The following is an 18,345-nucleotide window of genomic DNA, read 5'->3' as shown; positions in this document are numbered from 1 at the left end:
AACGGTCGCGCCGATCGATTGTGCGGATGCCTGCCATCCGCCGCCTGGATGACGCTGCCTCACAGGGCGGCGCCGACCCGGGCCGCGGTGTCCCGGAGCCAGGTGTGGGCGGCGTCCTGGGTGTGTGCGTGGTGCCACCACAGGGCTTCGTTGAGCGGGACGGCGTCGAACGGGCAGGGCAGGGTCCGGACGCCGCTGTGGGGGCCGAGCCGTGCCGCCAGACGTTCCTGGACGAGGGCGACCCGGGTGGTGCCGGCGACCATGGCCGGGAGCAGTTGGAAGGTCTCCACGGAGACCTCCACCCGCGCGTCGATGCCGAGCAGCGAGAGCTGCCGGGCGGCCGGCGCGTCGTGGGTGCGCTGGTACACGGCCCAGGGCAGGCGGGCCAGGTCGCCCAGGGTGAGGGTGTCGCCGATCTCGGGGTGGCCGTCGGCGACCAGGCACACCCACCGGTCGGCGAAGAGGTCCATGGACGGGAAGCCGCTGATCACACCGTGCGGCATCAGCAGCCCGTCCACGGAACTGAGCGAGGTGGCGATGGATTCGACCAGGGCCGGCCCGACCTGCAGGAAGCGCAGCCGCACACCGGGTGCCTCGTCGTGCACGACCCGGGCCAGCTCGGCGCCGAAGACGGCTACGGCGTAGTCGGAGGCGAGCAGGGTGAATTCACGCCGCTCGATCGCGGGGTCGAAGGACGCCTGACAGGTGAAGACGCGTTCCAGCAACTCGCATGTGGTGGAGGTTAGTTCGAGCAGTACGGTGCCGAGCGGAGTCAGGGTGTAGCTGTTGCCGGAGCGGGCGAGGAGCTCGTCGCCGAAGTGCTTGCGCAATCGCGAGAGGGCGGCGCTCATGGCGGGCTGGCTGAGGCCGACCTTGGTGCCGGCCCGGGTCACGTTGCGTTCCTCCAGGAGGGCGCGCAAGGCGGGGACGAGGTTCAGGTCGAGGGTCGCAAGGTTCATTCGCGGGGTCCGCCGTCGCATCTGTTCGGTGGATGGCCGGCATCCAGAGAATCGATTTCCGTGATTGCCGGATCGGGGCCACATTAGTCGCATCGCATCAGGAGGAAACCTCGTGGCAACGCAAGCGCAACTCTCCGGCCCCTTCGCACTCGGCATGTTCGCCGACGCTGACGGCGCGCCCTTCCCCGGCCTGGTGGCCGGCGACCTCGTGCTCGACCTCGGTCAGGCTCCCGAGGCCGGGAATCCGTCCACCACCCGTGACCTGCTGGAACGCTGGGAGGAGACGCTGCCCGCCTTGCATCGTCTGGCGGCGGACGGGGACCGGCCCTGGCGTCCGCTGGAGGGCTTGCGGACCCTGCCGCCCGTTGAGCCCCGCCAACTGCTGCAGTCCGGCGCCAACTATCGTCAGCACGTCGTCGACCTCGCCGTGGCCCACCGCTCCCCGGACGACACCCGGACGGTCGAGCAGGCCCGGGCGGACGTGGCCGCGATGATGGACCGCCGCGCGGCCGAGGACCAGCCGTACATGTTCATCGGCCTGCCGTCCTCCATCACCGGGCCGTACGACGACGTGGTGCTGCCCGCCTGGTGCACCAAGCCCGACTGGGAGCTGGAGCTCGTGGCCGTGATCGGCCGGCCGGCCTACCGGGTCGGCCCCGAGGAGGCGCTCGCCCACGTCGCCGCCTACACCATCGCCAACGACCTCACCGCCCGCGAGCTCGTCTTCCGCAAGGACATGCCGGAGATCGGCACCGACTGGCTGCGCTGCAAGAACGCCCCGGGCTTCACCCCGCTCGGCCCCTACCTGGTGCCCGCCGCGTTCGTCACCGACCCCTCCGACCTGCAGGTCACCCTCAAGCTCAACGGCGAGACCATGCAGGACGAGTCCACCAAGGACATGATCTTCGACGTGGCACGGATGGTCTCCTACGCCTCGCAGACCACCCGCCTGCTGCCCGGCGACCTCGTCCTCACCGGCAGCCCGGCCGGCAACGGCATGCACTGGGGCCGCCTGCTGCGCGACGGCGACGTCATGGACGGGACCGTCACCGGCCTCGGTGCCCAGCGCACCCGCTGCGTCGCGGAGGAGCGGTGACCACCCTCGACCGGGACGCTCTCGACCGCACCGACCCCGAGGGCGAGATCGCCAAGGCCGCCGCCGCGTACTCCAACTGGGGCCGGTGGGGAGCGGACGACCGGCTCGGCACCCTGAACCACCTCGACGAGGAGAAGCGTCGGCAGGGCGCCGCCCTCGTCCGGCAGGGCGTCAGTTTCTCGCTCTCGCAGCGGTTCGACATGAACGGCCCGCAGAAGGGCTGGCGCCGGCGCACCAACCCGGTGCACACCATGCTCGACACCGGCACCGATGCCGCCGCCGGCCACCAGCCGTTCCCGCACGGCATCGGCGGCGCCGACGACGTGATCGCCATGCCACTGCAGTGCTCCACCCAGTGGGACGGACTCGGCCACATCTTCGACCACGGCAGGGCGTGGAACGGCCGTGACGCCGCCAGCACCGTCACCTCCGAGGGCGACCAGGTCACCGGCATCGAGCACATGGCCGCCGACGTCGCCGGACGGGGCGTCCTCCTCGACGTCGGCCGGGCGCTCGGCACCGACGGCGAACTCCCCGACGGCTTCGCGATCACCGAGGACCACCTGCGCGCCACCATCGAGGCCCAGGGCCCGAGTTCGGCCGTCGGACGCGGCGACCTCGTGGTGATCCGCACGGGCCAGCTCACCCGCGCCCGCCGCGAGGGCTGGGGCGACTACGCAGGCGGGGACGCCCCCGGGCTCTCCTTCACCACCGCCGGCTGGCTGCACCGCACCGAGATCGCGGCCGTCGCCACCGACACCTGGGGCTTCGAGGTGCGGCCCAACGAGTTCGACCAGGCCTTCCAGCCCCTGCACCAGGTCGCCATTCCCAACATGGGCCTGCTCATCGGCGAGATGTGGGACCCGGACGCCCTCGCCGAGCACTGCGCCGTCGACGGCGTGTACGAGTTCTGGCTCACCGCCGCACCGCTGCCGATCACCGGCGCCGTCGGCTCCCCGGTCAACCCGGTCGCCGTCAAGTAAGACCGACCGGCAACCGTCCCACCGACCGGGCCGGTCGGCGGACGCACCCGGACAGCCGTCCGCCGACCGGCCCGCACCACCACCCCCACCCCTCCCGTCCGCCGCGCGACGAAGCGCGGCCCGCCCGTCAGGGAGCACCATGACCAGTGTCCGTACCGTCCTCGTGATCGGCGGCGGCACCGCAGGCAACGGCCTCACCGTTCTCCTGCGCAAGGCCGGCCTCGACGTCGACCTCGTCGAGGCCAAGACCGACTGGAACGTCTCCGGCTCCGGCATCACCCTCCAGGGCAACGCCCTGCGCGTGCTGCGCGAGATCGGCGTCTGGGACCAGGTCCGCGAGGCCGGCTTCGGCTTCGGCTCGGTCGGCATCACCGCCCCCGACGGCACCGTGCTGCACGTCGCCCGCGACGTCCGCACCGGCGGCGACGACCTGCCCGCCACCCTCGGCATGCAGCGCCCCCGGCTGCAGCGGATCCTGATCGAGGCCGTGAAGGCCTCCGGCGCGAAGGTCCGGCTCGGAACCACCGTCGAGTCCCTGGCCTCGGACGACACCGGCGTGTGGGTCCGCTTCGACGACGGCACCGGCGGCCGCTACGACCTCGTCGTCGGCGCCGACGGCATCAGCTCCGCCACCCGCGCCATGATCGGCATCACCGAGCGCCCCGAGCCCACCGGCATGGCGATCTGGCGCACCCCGGCGCCGCGCCCCGCCGGGGTGGATCGCACCGACCTCGCCTACGGCGGATCCTGCTACATCGCCGGCTACTGCCCCACCGGCCCGGACACCGTCTACGCCTACCTCGTCGAACCCAAGCGCGACCGGGCCACCATCGACCCCGGCTCCTACGCCGACGAGATGCGCCGCCTCGCCGCGGGCTACGGCGGCCACTGGGCCGGTATCGCCGCGAGCATCACCGACCCGAAGCAGGTCAACTACACCTGGTTCGACCGCCACCTCGTCGAGGGCCCCTGGCACCGCGGTCGCGTCGTCCTGGTCGGCGACGCCGCCCACGCCTGCCCGCCCACCCTCGCCCAGGGCGCCGCCATGTCCCTGGAGGACGCCTGGGTACTCGCCCAACTCCTCACTTCGAAGGACGAGTTCGACGAGCAACTGCTGCTCGACTACCACGCCCGTCGCCTTCCGCGCGTGCGCATGGTCGTCGACAACTCCTGCCAGATCGGCCAGTGGCTGATCGACGGCGTCCGCGACGCCGACGTCCCCGGCCTGATGGGCCGCACCATGACCGTGCTCAGGGAGCTGCCGTGACCACGCCCACCGTCGACGTCCACGCCCACCTGCTGCTGCCCGAGGTCGAAGCCCTCGTCGCCGACCGGCCCGGACTGGCCGAGGCGAAGGCCCTGGACGCCCGCCGCAACGGGCCCAGGGCCCTGGCCGTCAGCGGTCCCATGGTGCGCGAGCGCATCCCGCTGCTCACCGACGTCGCCGCACGCCTGGCGCGCATGGACGCCCAGGGGGTCGACGTCCAGCTGGTCAGCCCGTCGCCCTCGCACTACCACTACTGGTCCGACGAGGCGACCGCCCGCCAGGTGTGGCAGACCGCCAACCGTGTCACCGCGGACCACTGCGCCGAGGCCCCCGAACGGCTGCGCGGCCTCGGCCTGGTGCCCCTCCAACACCCGCACCTCGCCGTCGAGGCGCTCGACGACGCCCTCGACCACGGACTGCTCGGCGTCGAGATCTCCAGCCATGCCCCGGGTACCCCGGGCGTCGAACTCTCGGACCCGCGCCTCGAACCCCTCTGGGCCCGTGCCGTCGAGACCGGTGCCGTTCTGTTCCTTCACCCCTTCGGCTGCACCCTCGACGAGCGCCTCGACGCCTGGTACCTCTCCAACACCGTCGGCCAGCCCACCGAGAACGCCGTCGCCCTCTCCCACCTGATCTTCTCCGGCGTCCTCGACCGCCACGCCGGCCTGAAGATCATCGCCGCCCACGGCGGCGGCTACCTGCCCACCCACATCGGCCGCTCCGACCACTCCTGGCGCGCCCGCCCCGACGCCCGAGGCTGCGCCCGCGAACCCAGCAGCTACCTCAAGGACCTGTGGTTCGACTCCCTCGTCCACGACCCCGCCGTACTGCGCCACCTCGTCCGCGCCGCCGGCGCCGACCGGGTGCTCCTCGGCTCCGACTTCCCGTTCGACATGGGCAACCAGGACCCGCTCGGCGCCCTCACCGCCGCCGCGCTGCCCGACCACGACCACCACGCCGTCCGCGGCGGCAACGCCGTCGCCCTGTTGGGCCTCGGCTGAGGAGGACCACCATGACCCGCCTGCTCACCCACCTGCGGCACGTCGACCTCGCCGTGCCCGACTACGAGAAGCAGCTCGACTTCTACGCCGGCGTCTGGGGCCTCACCCAGGTCGCCGAGGACAGCGGCATCTCCTTCCTCGCCGCCGAAGGCTCACCCGAGCAGTACATCGTGCGCCTGCGCCGCGCCGAGGAGAAGCGCCTCGACCTCATCTCCTACGGAGCCGCCACCCCCGCCGACGTCGACACCCTCGCCGAGCAGCTGCTCGCGGGCGGCGTCCAGCTGATCACCCGCCCCGCCGCCGTCGACACCCCCGGCGGCGGCTACGGCTTCCGCTTCTTCGACGTCGACGGCCGCACCATCGAGGTCAGCGCCGACGTCGCCACCCGCACCCACCGCCGCATCGAGGAGAAGGAGTCCGTCCCCGTCCGCCTCTCCCACGTCGTCGTCAACTCACCCGACCTGGACCGCACCCGCACCTGGTACGAGCAGCACCTCGGCTTCGCGCTCTCCGACACCCTCGCCTCCCCGCACATGGGCGAGGTCATGCACTTCATGCGGATCAGCAACCAGCACCACTCCATGGCCATCGCCAAGGGTCCGCACACCTCACTGCACCACATCTCCTTCGAACTGCGCGGTGTGGACGAGTACATGTACGGCACCGGCCGGGTGCTGCGCGCCGGCGTGCGGAAGATCTGGGGCCCAGGCCGCCACCTCGCCGGCAACAACACCTTCTCCTACTTCCTCGACCCGCACGGCAACACGGTCGAGTACACCACCGAGCTGGAGCAGCTCGACGAGGACGCCTGGCACCCGCACGTCTACGACTTCTCACAGCCCGAGGTCACGGACCAGTGGGGCACCGCCAACGCGATGAGCGAGATCGTCGCCAAGGAGTCGTTCAACGACGTGGACCGCGGCTGCTTCACCGCCCCGCCCGTCTGATCCAGTCCGTCCAAGGACCCCGGGGGTGCGGCGGGCGAGTCCCGCCCTGACGCCGCCCGCCACACCCCCGGCCATCGGAGGAGAACCATGCGCTTCGCCACCTACGAGCATCACGGGCACCGCCGCTGCGCCGTCGTGTCCGGCACCCGTCTGCACCCGCTGCCCGTCGGGGCCGACCTGCTCGACCTCGTCCGGGCCGGCAGGCAAGCCCTGCACGCCGCCGGCCGGACGGCGCTGGCCGCCGAGCCCGGCCCGCAGGTCGCCGAGGTGCGACTGCTGCCGCCCCTCCAGCCGCCCACCGTCCGTGACTTCGTCGCCTTCGAGGAGCACGTCGAGGGGGTACGCCGCAGTGTCAGCGGCGCCGAGGGCGTGCCCGAGGCCTGGTACGAGGCGCCGACCTTCTACTTCGGCAACCCGTACGCCGTCATCGGCGCCCACGACGACGTCCCGATGCCGCCGGGCTCGTCCGTGCTCGACTTCGAGCTGGAGGTGGCGGCCGTCATCGGGCTCCGGGGCAGCGACCTGACCCCGGAACAGGCCCGCGAGCACATCATCGGCTACACGATCTTCAACGACTGGTCGGCGCGCGATCTGCAGTCCCGTGAGATGCGGGTCGGCCTCGGGCCCTGCAAGGGCAAGGACACCGCCACCACCCTGGGCCCGTACCTCGTCACGGCCGACGAACTGGAACCCCGCCGCGACGCCGACGGATTCCTGCGCCTGGCGCTGACCGCCGAGGTCAACGGCGAGGTCGTCGGCCGCGACCTGCTCTCCAACATGGGCTGGCCCTTCGAGGATCTCGTCGCCTACGCCTCACGCGGCACCACCGTACGACCCGGCGACGTCCTCGGCTCCGGCACCTGCGGCAACGGCGGCTGCCTCGCCGAACTCTGGGGGCGCACCGGTCGCCAGGACCCGGCGCCGCTGGGGCCCGGCGACACCGTCACCCTCACCGTCGAGGGCATCGGCACCGTCTCCAATACCGTCGTCGACGGGACCGAGCCGGTGCGGATCCACCCCGCCCGGCCGCGCCCGCGCACCCGCCCCTGACCCACGAGGCAAGGAATCCCCATGGACCGCCTGCAAGGCAAGGTCGTCGTCGTCACCGGAGCGGCCCGCGGCCAGGGTGCGGCGCAGGCCGCCGCCCTGGCGCAGGAGGGCGCGGTCGTCATCGCCACCGACGTACAGGCCGCCGCCGGTTGCCGCCCGCTCGACGTCACCGACGCCACGGCGTGGGCCGGGCTCGCCGCCGAGCTGCGCGAGACCCACGGGGCCGTCCACGGCCTGGTCAACAACGCCGGCATCACCTGGCGCGCCCGCCTCGGCGAGGTCACCGCCGAGGACTTCGCCCGCGTCCACGCCGTCAACGTCACCGGCCCCCTGCTCGGCATCCAGCACCTGACCCCGCTGATGCCGCCGGGCTCCGCCATCGTCAACGTGGGCTCCTCGGCCGCCCTCACCGGGCACTACCCGGTGGCCTACACGGCGAGCAAGTGGGCGCTGCGCGGCCTCGCCAAGACCGCCTGCCTGGAACTCGGACCGCGCGGCATCCGCGTCAACACCATCCACCCCGGCTTCATCGAGACCGAGATGACCGCCTCGGCGCCCCCGGCCTTCCGGGAGGCCAACCTGAGCGAGACCCCGCTCGGCCGCACCGGCACCGTGGACGAGATCAGCCCGCTGGTGGTCTTCCTCCTCTCCGACGACGCCTCCTTCATCACCGGCGCCGAGATCCCCGTCGACGGGGGTTACACCGCCCACGGCGGCGCGAAGTCGATCTCCGACGCGCTGCGCGACCCGGACGGCACGCCGTGAGCCGCTTCTCCGGCGTCATGGTCGGCGCCGGTCGACGCCGGCCTCGTCCCGTCCCGGCTGCCGCCCCACGTCACTGCCCGGTCCTGCCTCCTGAGAGGAAGCAAATCCCATGGACAAAGTGAGTCCGAGTGCGGCTGAGGCCGTCGCCGACATCCCCGACGGCGCCTCCCTGGCCGTCGGCGGCTTCGGCCTCAGCGGCATCCCCGCCACGCTCATCGAGTCGCTCTTCGCGCGGGGCGCGAGCGGCCTGAGCGTGGTGTCGAACAACTGCGGTGTCGACGGCGCGGGGCTCGGCGTCCTGCTCGCCGCCGGACGGATCGTCAGGGTCACCGCCTCCTACGTGGGCGAGAACAAGGAGTTCGCCCGCCAGTACCTCGGCGGCGAGCTGGAGGTCGAACTCACCCCGCAGGGCACCCTGGCGGAGCGGCTGCGAGCCGGAGGCTGCGGCATCCCCGCGTTCTTCACCCCCGCCGGCGTCGGCACCCAGGTCGCCGACGGCGGCCTGCCCTGGCGTTACGTCGCCGGCGGAGGAGGCGTGGCCCTCGCCTCGCCCGCCAAGGAGGTCCGCACCTTCGACGGCCGCCCGTACGTGCTGGAGCACGGCATCACCTGCGACTACGCCCTCGTCCGCGCGGCGCGCGGCGACCGGCACGGCAACCTCGTCTTCCGCAAGGCGGCCCGTAACTTCAATCCGCTCGCCGCGATGGCCGGCCGGATCACCATCGCCGAGGTCGAGGAACTCGTCGAGCCCGGCGTGCTCGACCCCGACGAGATCCACCTGCCCGGCGTGTTCGTTCAGCGCGTCATCGAACTCACCCCCGCCCAGGCCACCGACAAGAACATCGAACGGCGCACCATCTCCGCGCCCCCGGCACGAAGGACGGTGCACGCCTGATGGCCTGGACCCGCGATCAGATGGCGGCCCGTGCCGCCCGCGAACTCACCCCCGGCAGCTACGTCAACCTGGGCATCGGCCTGCCGACCCTGATCCCCAACCACCTGCCCGCCGGCGTGCACGTCGTCCTCCACTCCGAGAACGGCATCCTCGGCACCGGCCCCTACCCGACCGAGGACGAGGTCGACCCCGACCTGATCAACGCCGGCAAGGAGACCGTCACCACCCTGCCCGGCGCCGCCTTCTTCGACTCCGCCCTGTCCTTCGGCATGATCCGCGGCGGCCACATCGACACCGCGGTCCTGGGCGCCATGCAGGTCTCCGCCACCGGCGACCTCGCCAACTGGATGATCCCCGGCAGGATGGTCAAGGGCATGGGCGGCGCGATGGACCTCGTCCACGGCGCCCGCCGCGTGATCGTCCTGACCGAGCACACCGCCAAGGACGGCACCCCCAAGATCCTCGACGCGTGCACCCTCCCCCTGACCGGCCGGGCCTGCGTCCACCGCGTCATCACCGACCTCGCAGTCCTCGACGTCACCGCCGACGGCCTCACCCTGGTCGAGACCGCACCCGGCGTCACCGCCGAGGACGTCGTCTCCGCCACCGCCGCACCTCTGCACGTCCCCGTACCGACCGGCTGACCCCGCAGGCAGCCGCCCTGGACCGGAGCCGGTACCGGGATGTCATGCCCGTCCCCGAAAGGTGAGCCCGTGCTCCCCACCCAGCAGGAGATCTCCGACGAGATCGCGCAGCAGTCCCGTGCCCGCACCCGCACGGGCGAGCCGCGGCACCATCCCGATCGCGGCTACGTCCCGTACCGCAGCGCCGCTCTGCGCCACCCCCACCGGCTGCCGGTCACCGTCGACGACCCCGAAGCCGTCGAACTGTCGGGCCCGGCCTTCGGCACCACCGACGTCACCGACCTCGACGCCGACCTCACCCGCCACCACCACGGCGAACCGCTCGGCGAACGCATCACCGTCACCGGCCGCGTCCTGGACCGCGACGGGCGGCCCGTGCGGGGCCAGCTCGTCGAGATCTGGCAGGCCAACGCCGCCGGCCGCTACGCCCACCGGCGCGACCAGCACCCCGCCCCGCTCGACCCGAACTTCACCGGCGCCGGCCGCTGCCTCACCGGTGACGACGGCAGCTACGCCTTCACCACGATCAAGCCCGGCGCCTACCCGTGGCGCAACCACACCGGTGCCTGGCGGCCCGCGCACATCCACTTCTCGCTGTTCGGCACCGCCCTCACCCAGCGCCTGGTCACCCAGATGTACTTCCCCGGCGACCCGCTCTTCCCCTACGACCCGATCCTGCAGTCCGTCACCGACCCGGACGCCCGGGCCCGCCTGGTCGCCGCCTACGACCACGACCTCTCCACCCCCGAGTGGTCGCTCGGCTACCGCTGGGACGTCGTCCTCGACGGCCCCGCCGCCACCTGGACCGAGGAAGGCCGCTGATGCTCCCCACCCCCTCGCAGACCGTCGGCCCCTTCTACGGTTACGCCCTGCCCTTTCCCGGCGGTGGCGACCTCGCCCCGCCCGGTCACCCCGACGCGGTCACCCTGCACGGCCATGTCCTCGACGGCGCGGGCGCGCCCGTGCCCGACGCCCTGCTGGAGTTCTGGCAGCCCGCCCCGGACGGCGACCGCCGCGGCCGGCCCGGATCGATGCGCCGCGACCCAGTCACCGGCGGCTTCGCCGGCCGTAACGGCACCGACTTCACCGGTTTCGCCCGCGTCGCCACCGACGCCGACGGCCACTGGACGCTGCGCACCCTGCCGCCCGGCGGCGCCCCCTACCTCGCGGTCTGCGTCTTCGCCCGCGGACTGCTCCACCACCTGAACACCCGCGCCTACCTCACCGGCCATCCCCTGTCGGGCGTCGACCGGCTGCTGGCCTCCCTCGCGCCGGAACAGCGGGCCGGCCTGCACACCCGGCTCGAACAGCCGGCCCTGCACCGCTTCGACATCCGACTCCAGGGGGAGAAGGAGACGACCTTCCTTGCCTTCCACTGATCCCTGCCCCGGCGACATCGGGCTGCTCACCCCTCTCACGGCCGGCACCGCCGTGGCCGTGGCCACCGGAGACGCGGCCCTCCTCGGCGCGATGGTGCGTGCCGAGGTCGCCCTTGTCAGAGCCCAGAGCGACGTGGGCCTCGCCCCCGCGGGGGCCGCCGACGCCCTGCTCGCCGCCGCCGGCGACCTCGACCTGGGCAGCATCGCGCTGCGGGCCCGTGCGAGCGGCAACCCGGTCGTCCCGCTGGTCGCGGACCTGGCCGCCCGCCTCGGCGGGGGCGCCCATGTGCACTGCGGCGCCACCAGCCAGGACGTCCTCGACACGGCCCTGATGCTGGTCGCCGCCGAGGCCCTCGACCTGACCCTGACCGATCTCGAGCGCACCGCCGCCGAGCTGGCCCGGCTCGCGGAGCGTCACCGCGACACCCCGATGCCGGGCCGCACCCTGACCCAGCACGCCGTGCCCACCACTTTCGGCCTGAAGGCGGCCGGCTGGCGCAGCCTCGTCCTCGCCGCCCATCGCCGTCTGACCGTCGTCCGCGCCACGCTTCCCGCTCAACTCGGCGGCGCCGCAGGCACGCTGGCGGCCTTCCAGGCGCAGGCCGAGGCCGCCGGCACACCCCGCGATCCCGGTGTCGCCCTGCGCCTGCTCGCGGCGTACGCCAGTCGCACCGGCCTGGCCGAGCCGCTGCTGCCCTGGCACACCCTGCGTACCCCGGTCGCCGACCTCGCCGGAGTCCTGGCCTTCACCGCCGGCGCCCTCGGCAAGATCGCAGCGGACGTGCTGATCCTCTCCCGCACCGAGATCGGCGAACTCTCCGAAGGGGACGGCGGCGGTTCCTCCGCGATGCCGCACAAGGCCAACCCGGTCCGGGCCACCCTGATGGCCGCCGCCGCACGCCAGGTACCCGCCCTGGCCGCCGTCCTGTTCGCAGCGGTGGCCGCCGAGGACGAACGCCCGGCCGGCGCGTGGCACGCCGAGTGGCAGCCGCTGAGGGAGTCACTGCGCCTGGTCGGCGCGGCCGCCCGGGCGGCGGCCGAACTCGTGGCCGGCCTCCAGGTCCACCCGCACCGTATGGCCGACAACCTCCACCACACCGGAGGGCTGATCGTCAGCGAGCACCTGGCCGTGGCCCTCGCCCCGATCATCGGCCGCACCGAGGCCCGGCAGGCCCTCGCCCGGGCCGCCGCCCGGGCCGTCGAGGAAGCCCTCGACCTCGACGAGGCACTCGACGGCGAACCCTCCGTGGCGGGGCTGCTGTCCGAGAGCCGGCTGCGCGAACTGACCGACCCGGCCAACTACCTGGGCGCCGCCGCAGTCCTGGTCGACCGCGCCCTCAAGGAACACCTGTGACCCTCCTCCACCACCGCACCGACGGCCCCGACAACGCCGCCGCCCTGCTTCTGGGACCCTCCCTGGGCACCTCGCTCGCCGTCTGGGACCCGCAGGTGCCCGAACTGGCCCGCCACCACCGCGTCGTCCGCTTCGACCTGCCCGGCCACGGCGGTTCGCCCGCCGCCCTGCTCCCGGCCGGCGCCGGGGTCGCCGACCTCGCCCGTCTCGTCCTCGACCTCGCCGACCACCTCGGCATCGACCGCTTCGCCTACGCCGGGATCTCCCTCGGTGGGGCGATCGGCACCCACCTGGCCGTCCACCACCCGGAACGCCTCTCCTCCCTAGCGCTCATCTGCTCCTCGGCCCGCTTCGGCAACCCCGAGGCCTGGCGGGAGCGCGCCCGCACGGTCCGCGACCACGGCGCCGGCCCCGTCGCGGACTCCGCCGCCGGCCGGTGGTTCACCGCAGGCTTCCAGGACACCCCGGCCGCCCGTACTCTGGTCGCCGACCACCGCGGCGCCGACCCGGCCGGCTACGCCGCCTGCTGCGACGTCCTGGCCGCCCTCGACCTGCGCGCCGGTCTGCATCGCATCGATGCCCCCGTCCTCGTCGTCGCGGGCCGCGACGACCCCGCCACCCCGCCCGTACACGCCCGCGAACTCGCCGACCACATCCCCGGCGCGACCTTGCTGGAGATCCCCGGTGCGGCCCACCTCGCCGGTGTCGAGAGGCCGCAGGCCGTCCTCGCCGCCCTCCTCGCCCACCTCGGGCCCCCGTCGTCCGGAGCGGGGGAGCGGGTGCGCCGGGCCGTCCTCGGCGACGAGCACGTCGACCGCGCCACCGCCCGCACCACCGCGTTCACCGCGCCCTTCCAGGACTTCATCACCCGATACGCCTGGGGCGAGATCTGGACCCGCCCGGGGCTCGACCGCCGGACCCGCAGCTGCATCACCCTCACCGCCCTCGTCGCGGGCGGCCACCAGGAGGAACTCGCCCTGCACGTCCGCGCCGCACGGCGCAACGGACTCACCCCCGAGGAGATCGGGGAGGTGCTGCTCCAGACCGCCGTGTACTGCGGTGTGCCCGCCGCCAACGCCGCCTTCGCCGTTGCCGACCGCATCCTCAACGACCGCAAGGACACCTGATGCACACCACTGTCGGCATCATCGGCGGCGGCCCGGCCGGTCTCCTCCTCGCCCGTCTGCTCCACGTCGCAGGCATCGACAGCGTCGTCCTGGAGAGCCGCGACCGTGCCTACGTCGAGCAGCGCCAGCGCGCCGGCATCCTGGAACAGACCACCGTCGACGCGCTGCGCGCCGCCGGCGCCGGTGAGCGGATGGACCGGGAGGGCCTCGTCCACCACGGCATCGAGCTGCGCTTCGACGGCCGGGCCTACCGCCTGGACTTCCCCGGGCTCACCGGTGGGCGCAGCGTCATGGTCTACGCCCAGACCGAGGTGGTGAAGGACCTCGTCGCCCTGCAACTGCGCGAGGGCGGACCACTGCTGTTCGAGGCCGAGGTGACGGGCGTCGAGGGAGCCGATACCGGCCGCCCGGTGATCCGCTACTCGCACGGCGGCCGGGAGCAGGTCCTGAGCTGCGACTACGTCGCGGGCTGCGACGGGTTCCACGGCGTCGCCAAGCAGGCCGTACCGGAGGCCGCGCGGCGCACGTACGAACGCACCTACCCCTACGCGTGGCTCGGGGTGCTCGCGGACGCGCCGCCGCCCGGCGATGAACTGGTCTACGCCCACTCCGACCGCGGCTTCGCCCTGGCCAGCATGCGCTCGCCCGTCGTCAGCCGGCTCTACCTCCAGGTGCCGAACGGCGCCGCCCTCGCCGACTGGCCGGACGGGCGGATCTGGGACGAACTCGACGCCCGGCTCGCCGCGGACGGCTCGCGCCCGCTCCACCGCGGCCCGATCACCGCCAGGTCCGTGCTGCCGATGCGAAGTCACGTCACCGAACCGATGCGGTGGGGAAGGGTGTTCCTCGCGGGCGACGCCGCGCACATCGTGCCGCCGACCGGCGCGAAGGGGCTCAACCTCGCCGCCGCCGACGTCCTGGTGCTGGCCCACGCGCTGACCGCTCGGTACGCCACGGGCTCGACCGAGCTGCTCGACGCCTACTCCGACACCTGCCTGAAGCGGGTGTGGCGGGCCGAGCACTTCTCCTGGTTCATGACCACGACCCTGCACACCGACCCGGGTCACGGTCCATTCGAACGCCGTCTCCAGCTCTCGCAGTTGGACCGGATCGCGACCTCCTCGCACGCCGCCGCCGAACTCGCCCACAACTACGTCGGTCTGCCCGTCGGACTCCCCGTGAACTCTCCTTCGTGCTGACATCGTCCGGAGGTCCGGCCAGTGCGTACCGGTGCCCCGCCGTCGACGACGCCGGGGCACCCGCACGTCTGCGCTACGGGCGGGGGTGTGCCATGGCCGCGAGGGCGACCGGCCCCGCAGCACTCCGGGGTTCCGCACTGTCGACCACGTGCTCGCCCGGCCCGAGGGTGAAGGGCGCGCGGCCGGGGAGGTCGACCGTGCCGAGGCACCCCGCCGGCACGGTGATCCGGGCGTTCATGCCGTCCGCGGTGACCTTCCAGGACAAAGCCGCCGTGCCGTAGGGGGTTTCGTGGCGGGTGTCGGCCCAGGTGATGCCGCCGCCGGGGCGGGGCCGGTAGGTGAGGGCGCGGTAGCCCGGGGCGGCGGGGGCGATGCCGCCGACGGTGCGGTGCAGCCAGTCGGCGACGGCGCCGAGAGCGTAGTGGTTGAAGGAGGTCATGCCGCCGGGGTTGAGGGTGCCGTCGGGGCGCAGGCTGTCCCAGCGCTCCCAGACGGTGGTGGCTCCCTGGGTGACGGTGTAGAGCCAGGAGGGGCACTCGGTCTGGGTGAGCAGCCGGTACGCGACGTCGAGGTGGCCGGTCTCGGTGAGTGCGTCGCAGATGAGCGGGGTGCCGACGAAGCCGGTGGCGATGCGGGCGTCGTCGCGCAGGACGAGGGCGGCGAGCCGGTCGCCGGCGCGGGTGCGTGCGGCGGGGTCGTCGAGCAGGTCGAAGGCGATGGCGAGGCAGTAGGCGGTGGGGCTGTCGCTCGTCATCCGGCCGGAGGGCAGGACGTACCGGTCGCGGAACGCGGCGGCGACGTCGTCCGCGAGTGCGCCGTAGTGCCGTGCGTCGTCGTCGTTGCCGAGTTCCCGCGCGGACCGGGCCAGGTGGCGGGCGGAGCGGGCGAAGTGGGCGGTGGCGACGAGGTGGCGGTCGGTGCGGCCGGCTGCCGGGTCCTCGGGCGGTGCGGCGGGGTCGAGCCAGTCGCCGAGCTGGAACCCGGTGTCCCAGAGCCGGGTCGGGCCGGCGAGCCGCTCGACGAGGTCGACCCAGGCCCTTCCGGTGGGGTAGTGACGGCGGAGCAGGTCGAGGTCGCCGAAGCGCTGGTACAGCACCCAGGGGGTGAGGGCGGCGACGTCGCCCCAGGCCGCACCGGGCCGGATCGGGGTCCAGACGTCGTTGCCGGGGATGACGGGGACGTACCAGGGCACGGTGCCGTCGGGGAGCTGTTCGATGCCGACGTCGGTGAGCCAGGAGTCGAGCATGCCGGCGCAGTCGTAGAGGTAGCTCGCGGTGGGGGCGAAGACCTGGATGTCGCCGGTCCAGCCGAGGCGTTCGTCGCGCTGGGGGCAGTCGGTGGGTATGTCGACGAAGTTGCCGCGCATGCTCCACACCACGTTCTCGTGCAGGCGGTTGACCAGCGGGTCGCTGCATTCGAACCAGCCCGTGCGGCGCATGTCGGTGTGGTAGACCCGCGCGGTGACGGCGCCGTCGGCGAGCTCCCCGGGCCAGCCGGTGATCTCGGCGTGGCGGAAGCCGTGCAGGGTGAAACGGGGCTCCCAGGTACGGGGGCCGTCGCCGGCCAGCACGAGCACGTCGGTGGCGTGGGCCTCTCGCAGGGGGCCGGTCGCCAGCTCGCCGTCCTGCAGGACCTCGGCGTGGCGCAGGGTGATCCGGGTGCCGGGCGGCCCGTCGGCGGTGACGCGCAGCCGGCCGACGAGGTTCTGGCCGAAGTCCAGGAGATGCCGTCCGTCCGCCGTGCGGGTGACGGTGGCCGGGGTGATCTCCTGAGTGCAGCGCACCGCCGGGCCCTGCGGCGCGACGAGGGTGTGCGGGTCGCGAGCGCCGACGGAGACGGCCGTCCAGGGCTCGGAGTCGGTGCGTTCGGGGGTCGACCAGTGCGGGTCGTCGAGGCGGGCGTCGAAGGTCTCGCCCTCGTACAGGCCGCTGGTGAGGATCGGGCCCCGGGCGGCGCTCCAGGTGCCGTCGGTGGCGACGACGGTGGTGCTGCCGTCGGTGTGGGTGATCTCCAGCTGGGCGACGAGCGAGAGGTCGCCGCCGTAGATGTTGCGGGTGCCGCCGTCGAAGCCGAAGCGGCCGCGGTACCAGCCGTCGCCGAGCCACGCGCCGATGGTGTTGGTGCCCGGCCGGAGGTGGTCGGTGACGTCGTAGGTGCGGTAGCGCAGCCGCTGCGGGTAGACGGTCCAGCCGGGGGCGAGGATGTCGTCACCGACGCGCCGGCCGTTGATCTCGGCCTCGTACAGGCCGTGCGCGGTGATGTGCACGCGGGCCCGCTCGACGGGCGCGGTGAGGGCGAAGTCCTTGCGGACGCGGGCGGGGCGCCGGTCGGAGTCCGGGTCCTCCGTCCACGCGCCGCCGACGGGCACCGCGACCCAGTCGGCGGCGTCCAAGAGGCCGGCCTCGACACTGCTCGGCTCGCTCCACGAGCTGGGCCGCTCCTCCTTCGGAGCCCACACCCGGACCCGTACGGTGGCCTGTTCCCGCGAGGTCAGCGGATCGCCGGGCCAGGGCACCAGGACCTGGTCGGCCCCGGAGGTGCGGCCGGTGCGGTGGACACGGCCGGCGCGGACGGTCTCGATCTCGTACGCGTCCTGGGCCGGGGCGCCGACGGGCAGTACCCAGGAGAGCCGGGGCGCGGGGACGCCCGTGCCGAGGCCGTCAGGCAGCTGTTCGAACGACACCGGGGCAGGCTGGAGGTGCAACAAAGGGGACCTTCCGTGACGTGGGTGGTACGGCCCCCGTGTGTGCGGGGGTGGGGGAGCGGTGCGGGCGTCAGCCCTTGACGGCGCCTCCCGTGAGGCCCTTCATGACCTTCTGGTTGAGGAAGAGGTAGATCAGCAGCGTGCCGACGACGTTGATGCAGATCGCGGCGAACAGCGGGCCGTACTGGGTGGAGCCGAAGTCACCGGTGAAGTTCAGCAGGCCGACCTGAACGGTGCGCAGGTCCTGGCTGTTGGTGAAGGTCAGGGCGACGAGCAGGTCGTTCCAGATGAAGAAGAACTGGACCAGGCCGACGGTGAGGATGGCGTTGCGCACCATCGGCAGGCTGATCGTCCAGAACGAGCGCAGGATGCTCGCGCCGTCGAGGGTGGACGCCTCGAAGACCTCACGGGGCAGGGACTTGTAGTAGGTGCTCATCATGAACACCGTCAGCGGCAGGCCCGTACCCGTGTAGGTGAGGACCAGCGGCCACAGCGTGCCGGAGAGGCCGGTTCGGAAGTAGACGGAGAACAACGGGAGCAGGATCATCTGGGCGGGCACCATGACACCGGCCAGGAAGATCAGCAGCGTCAGGCTCCGGCCCTTCCAGACCATGATCTGCAGCGCGAAGCCCGCGGCAGCGCCCATCAGGAGGATCAGGGCGAGCGAGGGAACGACCGCCAGCAGGCTGTTGCGGACGTACAGGCCGATGTGGCCGGTGGTCCAGGCCTCGGTGTAGTTGCCCCACTCCCAGGTGGTGGGCAGGCTCCAGGTGGAGTTGTTGAGGTAGTCGCTGTTGGACTTCAGCGAGGTGAGGAACATCCAGACCAGCGGGTAGACCTCGATGACGAGCAGGATCCCGATGACTGCCTTCACCCAGAGCTTCCCGAGGCGCAGGCGCCTCGGCGGCCGGGAGCGGCGGGAGCTGTGGGAGGGCCGGGAGACCCGGATCTGCGGCGGCGCGTCGGTGGACATGG

The 18,345-nt window shown here is 73.0% G+C and carries 17 protein-coding genes; 14 read left to right on the top strand and 3 right to left on the bottom strand.

Annotated features, from left to right (window positions below):
- Positions 1-59 precede the first annotated feature (59 nt).
- Positions 60-959 carry a LysR family transcriptional regulator gene (locus tag OG823_RS00935; protein WP_371476581.1) on the bottom strand — a complete coding sequence of 300 codons (900 nt, stop codon included), beginning with the start codon at positions 957-959 and terminating at the stop codon, positions 60-62.
- 154 nt (positions 960-1,113) lie between these two features.
- On the opposite strand from OG823_RS00935, the gene OG823_RS00930 reads away from it, so the two are divergent.
- The 14 genes from OG823_RS00930 to OG823_RS00865 all read left to right on the top strand — a co-directional run bounded on the left by OG823_RS00930 (position 1,114) and on the right by OG823_RS00865 (position 14,666).
- A complete protein-coding gene (locus tag OG823_RS00930) occupies positions 1,114-2,055 on the top strand; it encodes a fumarylacetoacetate hydrolase family protein (protein ID WP_371484262.1) in 942 nt (313 codons plus the stop codon).
- A complete protein-coding gene (locus tag OG823_RS00925; RefSeq protein ID WP_371476580.1) occupies positions 2,052-3,038 on the top strand; it encodes a cyclase family protein in 987 nt (328 codons plus the stop codon). The genes OG823_RS00930 and OG823_RS00925 overlap by 4 nt, the downstream gene beginning before the upstream one ends.
- A 139-nt stretch (positions 3,039-3,177) precedes the next feature.
- Positions 3,178-4,305: an FAD-dependent oxidoreductase gene (locus OG823_RS00920; RefSeq protein WP_371476579.1), complete on the top strand. Its 1,128-nt coding sequence runs from the start codon at positions 3,178-3,180 to the stop codon at positions 4,303-4,305.
- Positions 4,302-5,306 (top strand): amidohydrolase family protein, encoded by a 1,005-nt coding sequence (locus OG823_RS00915; protein WP_371476578.1) that lies wholly within the window; start codon positions 4,302-4,304, stop codon positions 5,304-5,306. Before OG823_RS00920 ends, OG823_RS00915 begins: the two co-directional genes overlap by 4 nt.
- Before the next feature lie 11 nt (positions 5,307-5,317).
- On the top strand, positions 5,318-6,253 hold the full coding sequence (locus OG823_RS00910) for a VOC family protein (protein WP_371476577.1): 936 nt from the start codon (positions 5,318-5,320) through the stop codon (positions 6,251-6,253).
- 87 nt (positions 6,254-6,340) lie between these two features.
- The gene (locus tag OG823_RS00905; RefSeq protein WP_371476575.1) at positions 6,341-7,303 is read left to right on the top strand and encodes a fumarylacetoacetate hydrolase family protein; all 963 of its coding nucleotides are present in this window, start codon (positions 6,341-6,343) and stop codon (positions 7,301-7,303) included.
- A gap of 21 nt (positions 7,304-7,324) precedes the next feature.
- Entirely contained in the window at positions 7,325-8,068 is a 744-nt protein-coding gene (locus tag OG823_RS00900; protein WP_371476574.1) for an SDR family NAD(P)-dependent oxidoreductase, read from the top strand.
- A gap of 109 nt (positions 8,069-8,177) precedes the next feature.
- Positions 8,178-8,963 (top strand): CoA transferase subunit A, encoded by a 786-nt coding sequence (locus tag OG823_RS00895; protein WP_371476572.1) that lies wholly within the window; start codon positions 8,178-8,180, stop codon positions 8,961-8,963.
- On the top strand, positions 8,963-9,607 hold the full coding sequence (locus tag OG823_RS00890; RefSeq protein ID WP_371476570.1) for a CoA transferase subunit B: 645 nt from the start codon (positions 8,963-8,965) through the stop codon (positions 9,605-9,607). The genes OG823_RS00895 and OG823_RS00890 overlap by 1 nt, the downstream gene beginning before the upstream one ends.
- A gap of 39 nt (positions 9,608-9,646) precedes the next feature.
- On the top strand, positions 9,647-10,429 hold the full coding sequence (gene pcaH / locus OG823_RS00885; RefSeq protein ID WP_371476569.1) for a protocatechuate 3,4-dioxygenase subunit beta: 783 nt from the start codon (positions 9,647-9,649) through the stop codon (positions 10,427-10,429).
- A complete protein-coding gene (pcaG, locus tag OG823_RS00880) occupies positions 10,429-10,986 on the top strand; it encodes a protocatechuate 3,4-dioxygenase subunit alpha (RefSeq protein ID WP_371476567.1) in 558 nt (185 codons plus the stop codon). The genes pcaH and pcaG overlap by 1 nt, the downstream gene beginning before the upstream one ends.
- Positions 10,973-12,340: a 3-carboxy-cis,cis-muconate cycloisomerase gene (gene pcaB, locus OG823_RS00875; protein WP_371476565.1), complete on the top strand. Its 1,368-nt coding sequence runs from the start codon at positions 10,973-10,975 to the stop codon at positions 12,338-12,340. Before pcaG ends, pcaB begins: the two co-directional genes overlap by 14 nt.
- On the top strand, positions 12,337-13,467 hold the full coding sequence (gene pcaD, locus OG823_RS00870; protein WP_371476563.1) for a 3-oxoadipate enol-lactonase: 1,131 nt from the start codon (positions 12,337-12,339) through the stop codon (positions 13,465-13,467). Before pcaB ends, pcaD begins: the two co-directional genes overlap by 4 nt.
- A complete protein-coding gene (locus OG823_RS00865; RefSeq protein WP_371476561.1) occupies positions 13,467-14,666 on the top strand; it encodes a 4-hydroxybenzoate 3-monooxygenase in 1,200 nt (399 codons plus the stop codon). Before pcaD ends, OG823_RS00865 begins: the two co-directional genes overlap by 1 nt.
- Before the next feature lie 73 nt (positions 14,667-14,739).
- Here OG823_RS00865 and OG823_RS00860 read toward each other — a convergent pair whose 3' ends face one another.
- Positions 14,740-17,349 (bottom strand): family 78 glycoside hydrolase catalytic domain, encoded by a 2,610-nt coding sequence (locus OG823_RS00860; RefSeq protein WP_371476560.1) that lies wholly within the window; start codon positions 17,347-17,349, stop codon positions 14,740-14,742.
- Positions 17,350-17,440: 91 nt separating this feature from the next.
- Entirely contained in the window at positions 17,441-18,343 is a 903-nt protein-coding gene (locus OG823_RS00855) for a carbohydrate ABC transporter permease (protein ID WP_371476558.1), read from the bottom strand.
- Positions 18,344-18,345 lie beyond the last annotated feature (2 nt).

It is taken from the genome of Kitasatospora sp. NBC_00315 (genome assembly GCF_041435095.1).
Lineage (GTDB): Bacteria > Actinomycetota > Actinomycetes > Streptomycetales > Streptomycetaceae > Kitasatospora.
This window is presented reverse-complemented; position numbering and strand designations above follow the sequence as displayed.

Bases quoted from the DNA above. Each gene is read 5' to 3' on its own strand.
- OG823_RS00910 (WP_371476577.1), top strand. From the start codon at position 5,318: ATGACCCGCCTGCTCACCCACCTGCGGCACGTCGACCTCGCCGTGCCC.
- OG823_RS00900 (WP_371476574.1), top strand. From the start codon at position 7,325: ATGGACCGCCTGCAAGGCAAGGTCGTCGTCGTCACCGGAGCGGCCCGC.
- OG823_RS00905 (WP_371476575.1), top strand. From the start codon at position 6,341: ATGCGCTTCGCCACCTACGAGCATCACGGGCACCGCCGCTGCGCCGTC.
- OG823_RS00890 (WP_371476570.1), top strand. From the start codon at position 8,963: ATGGCCTGGACCCGCGATCAGATGGCGGCCCGTGCCGCCCGCGAACTC.
- pcaH (WP_371476569.1), top strand. From the start codon at position 9,647: ATGTCATGCCCGTCCCCGAAAGGTGAGCCCGTGCTCCCCACCCAGCAG.
- OG823_RS00865 (WP_371476561.1), top strand. From the start codon at position 13,467: ATGCACACCACTGTCGGCATCATCGGCGGCGGCCCGGCCGGTCTCCTC.
- OG823_RS00895 (WP_371476572.1), top strand. From the start codon at position 8,178: ATGGACAAAGTGAGTCCGAGTGCGGCTGAGGCCGTCGCCGACATCCCC.
- OG823_RS00855 (WP_371476558.1), bottom strand. From the start codon at position 18,343: ATGTCCACCGACGCGCCGCCGCAGATCCGGGTCTCCCGGCCCTCCCAC.
- OG823_RS00930 (WP_371484262.1), top strand. From the start codon at position 1,114: ATGTTCGCCGACGCTGACGGCGCGCCCTTCCCCGGCCTGGTGGCCGGC.
- OG823_RS00935 (WP_371476581.1), bottom strand. From the start codon at position 959: ATGAACCTTGCGACCCTCGACCTGAACCTCGTCCCCGCCTTGCGCGCC.
- pcaG (WP_371476567.1), top strand. From the start codon at position 10,429: ATGCTCCCCACCCCCTCGCAGACCGTCGGCCCCTTCTACGGTTACGCC.
- OG823_RS00920 (WP_371476579.1), top strand. From the start codon at position 3,178: ATGACCAGTGTCCGTACCGTCCTCGTGATCGGCGGCGGCACCGCAGGC.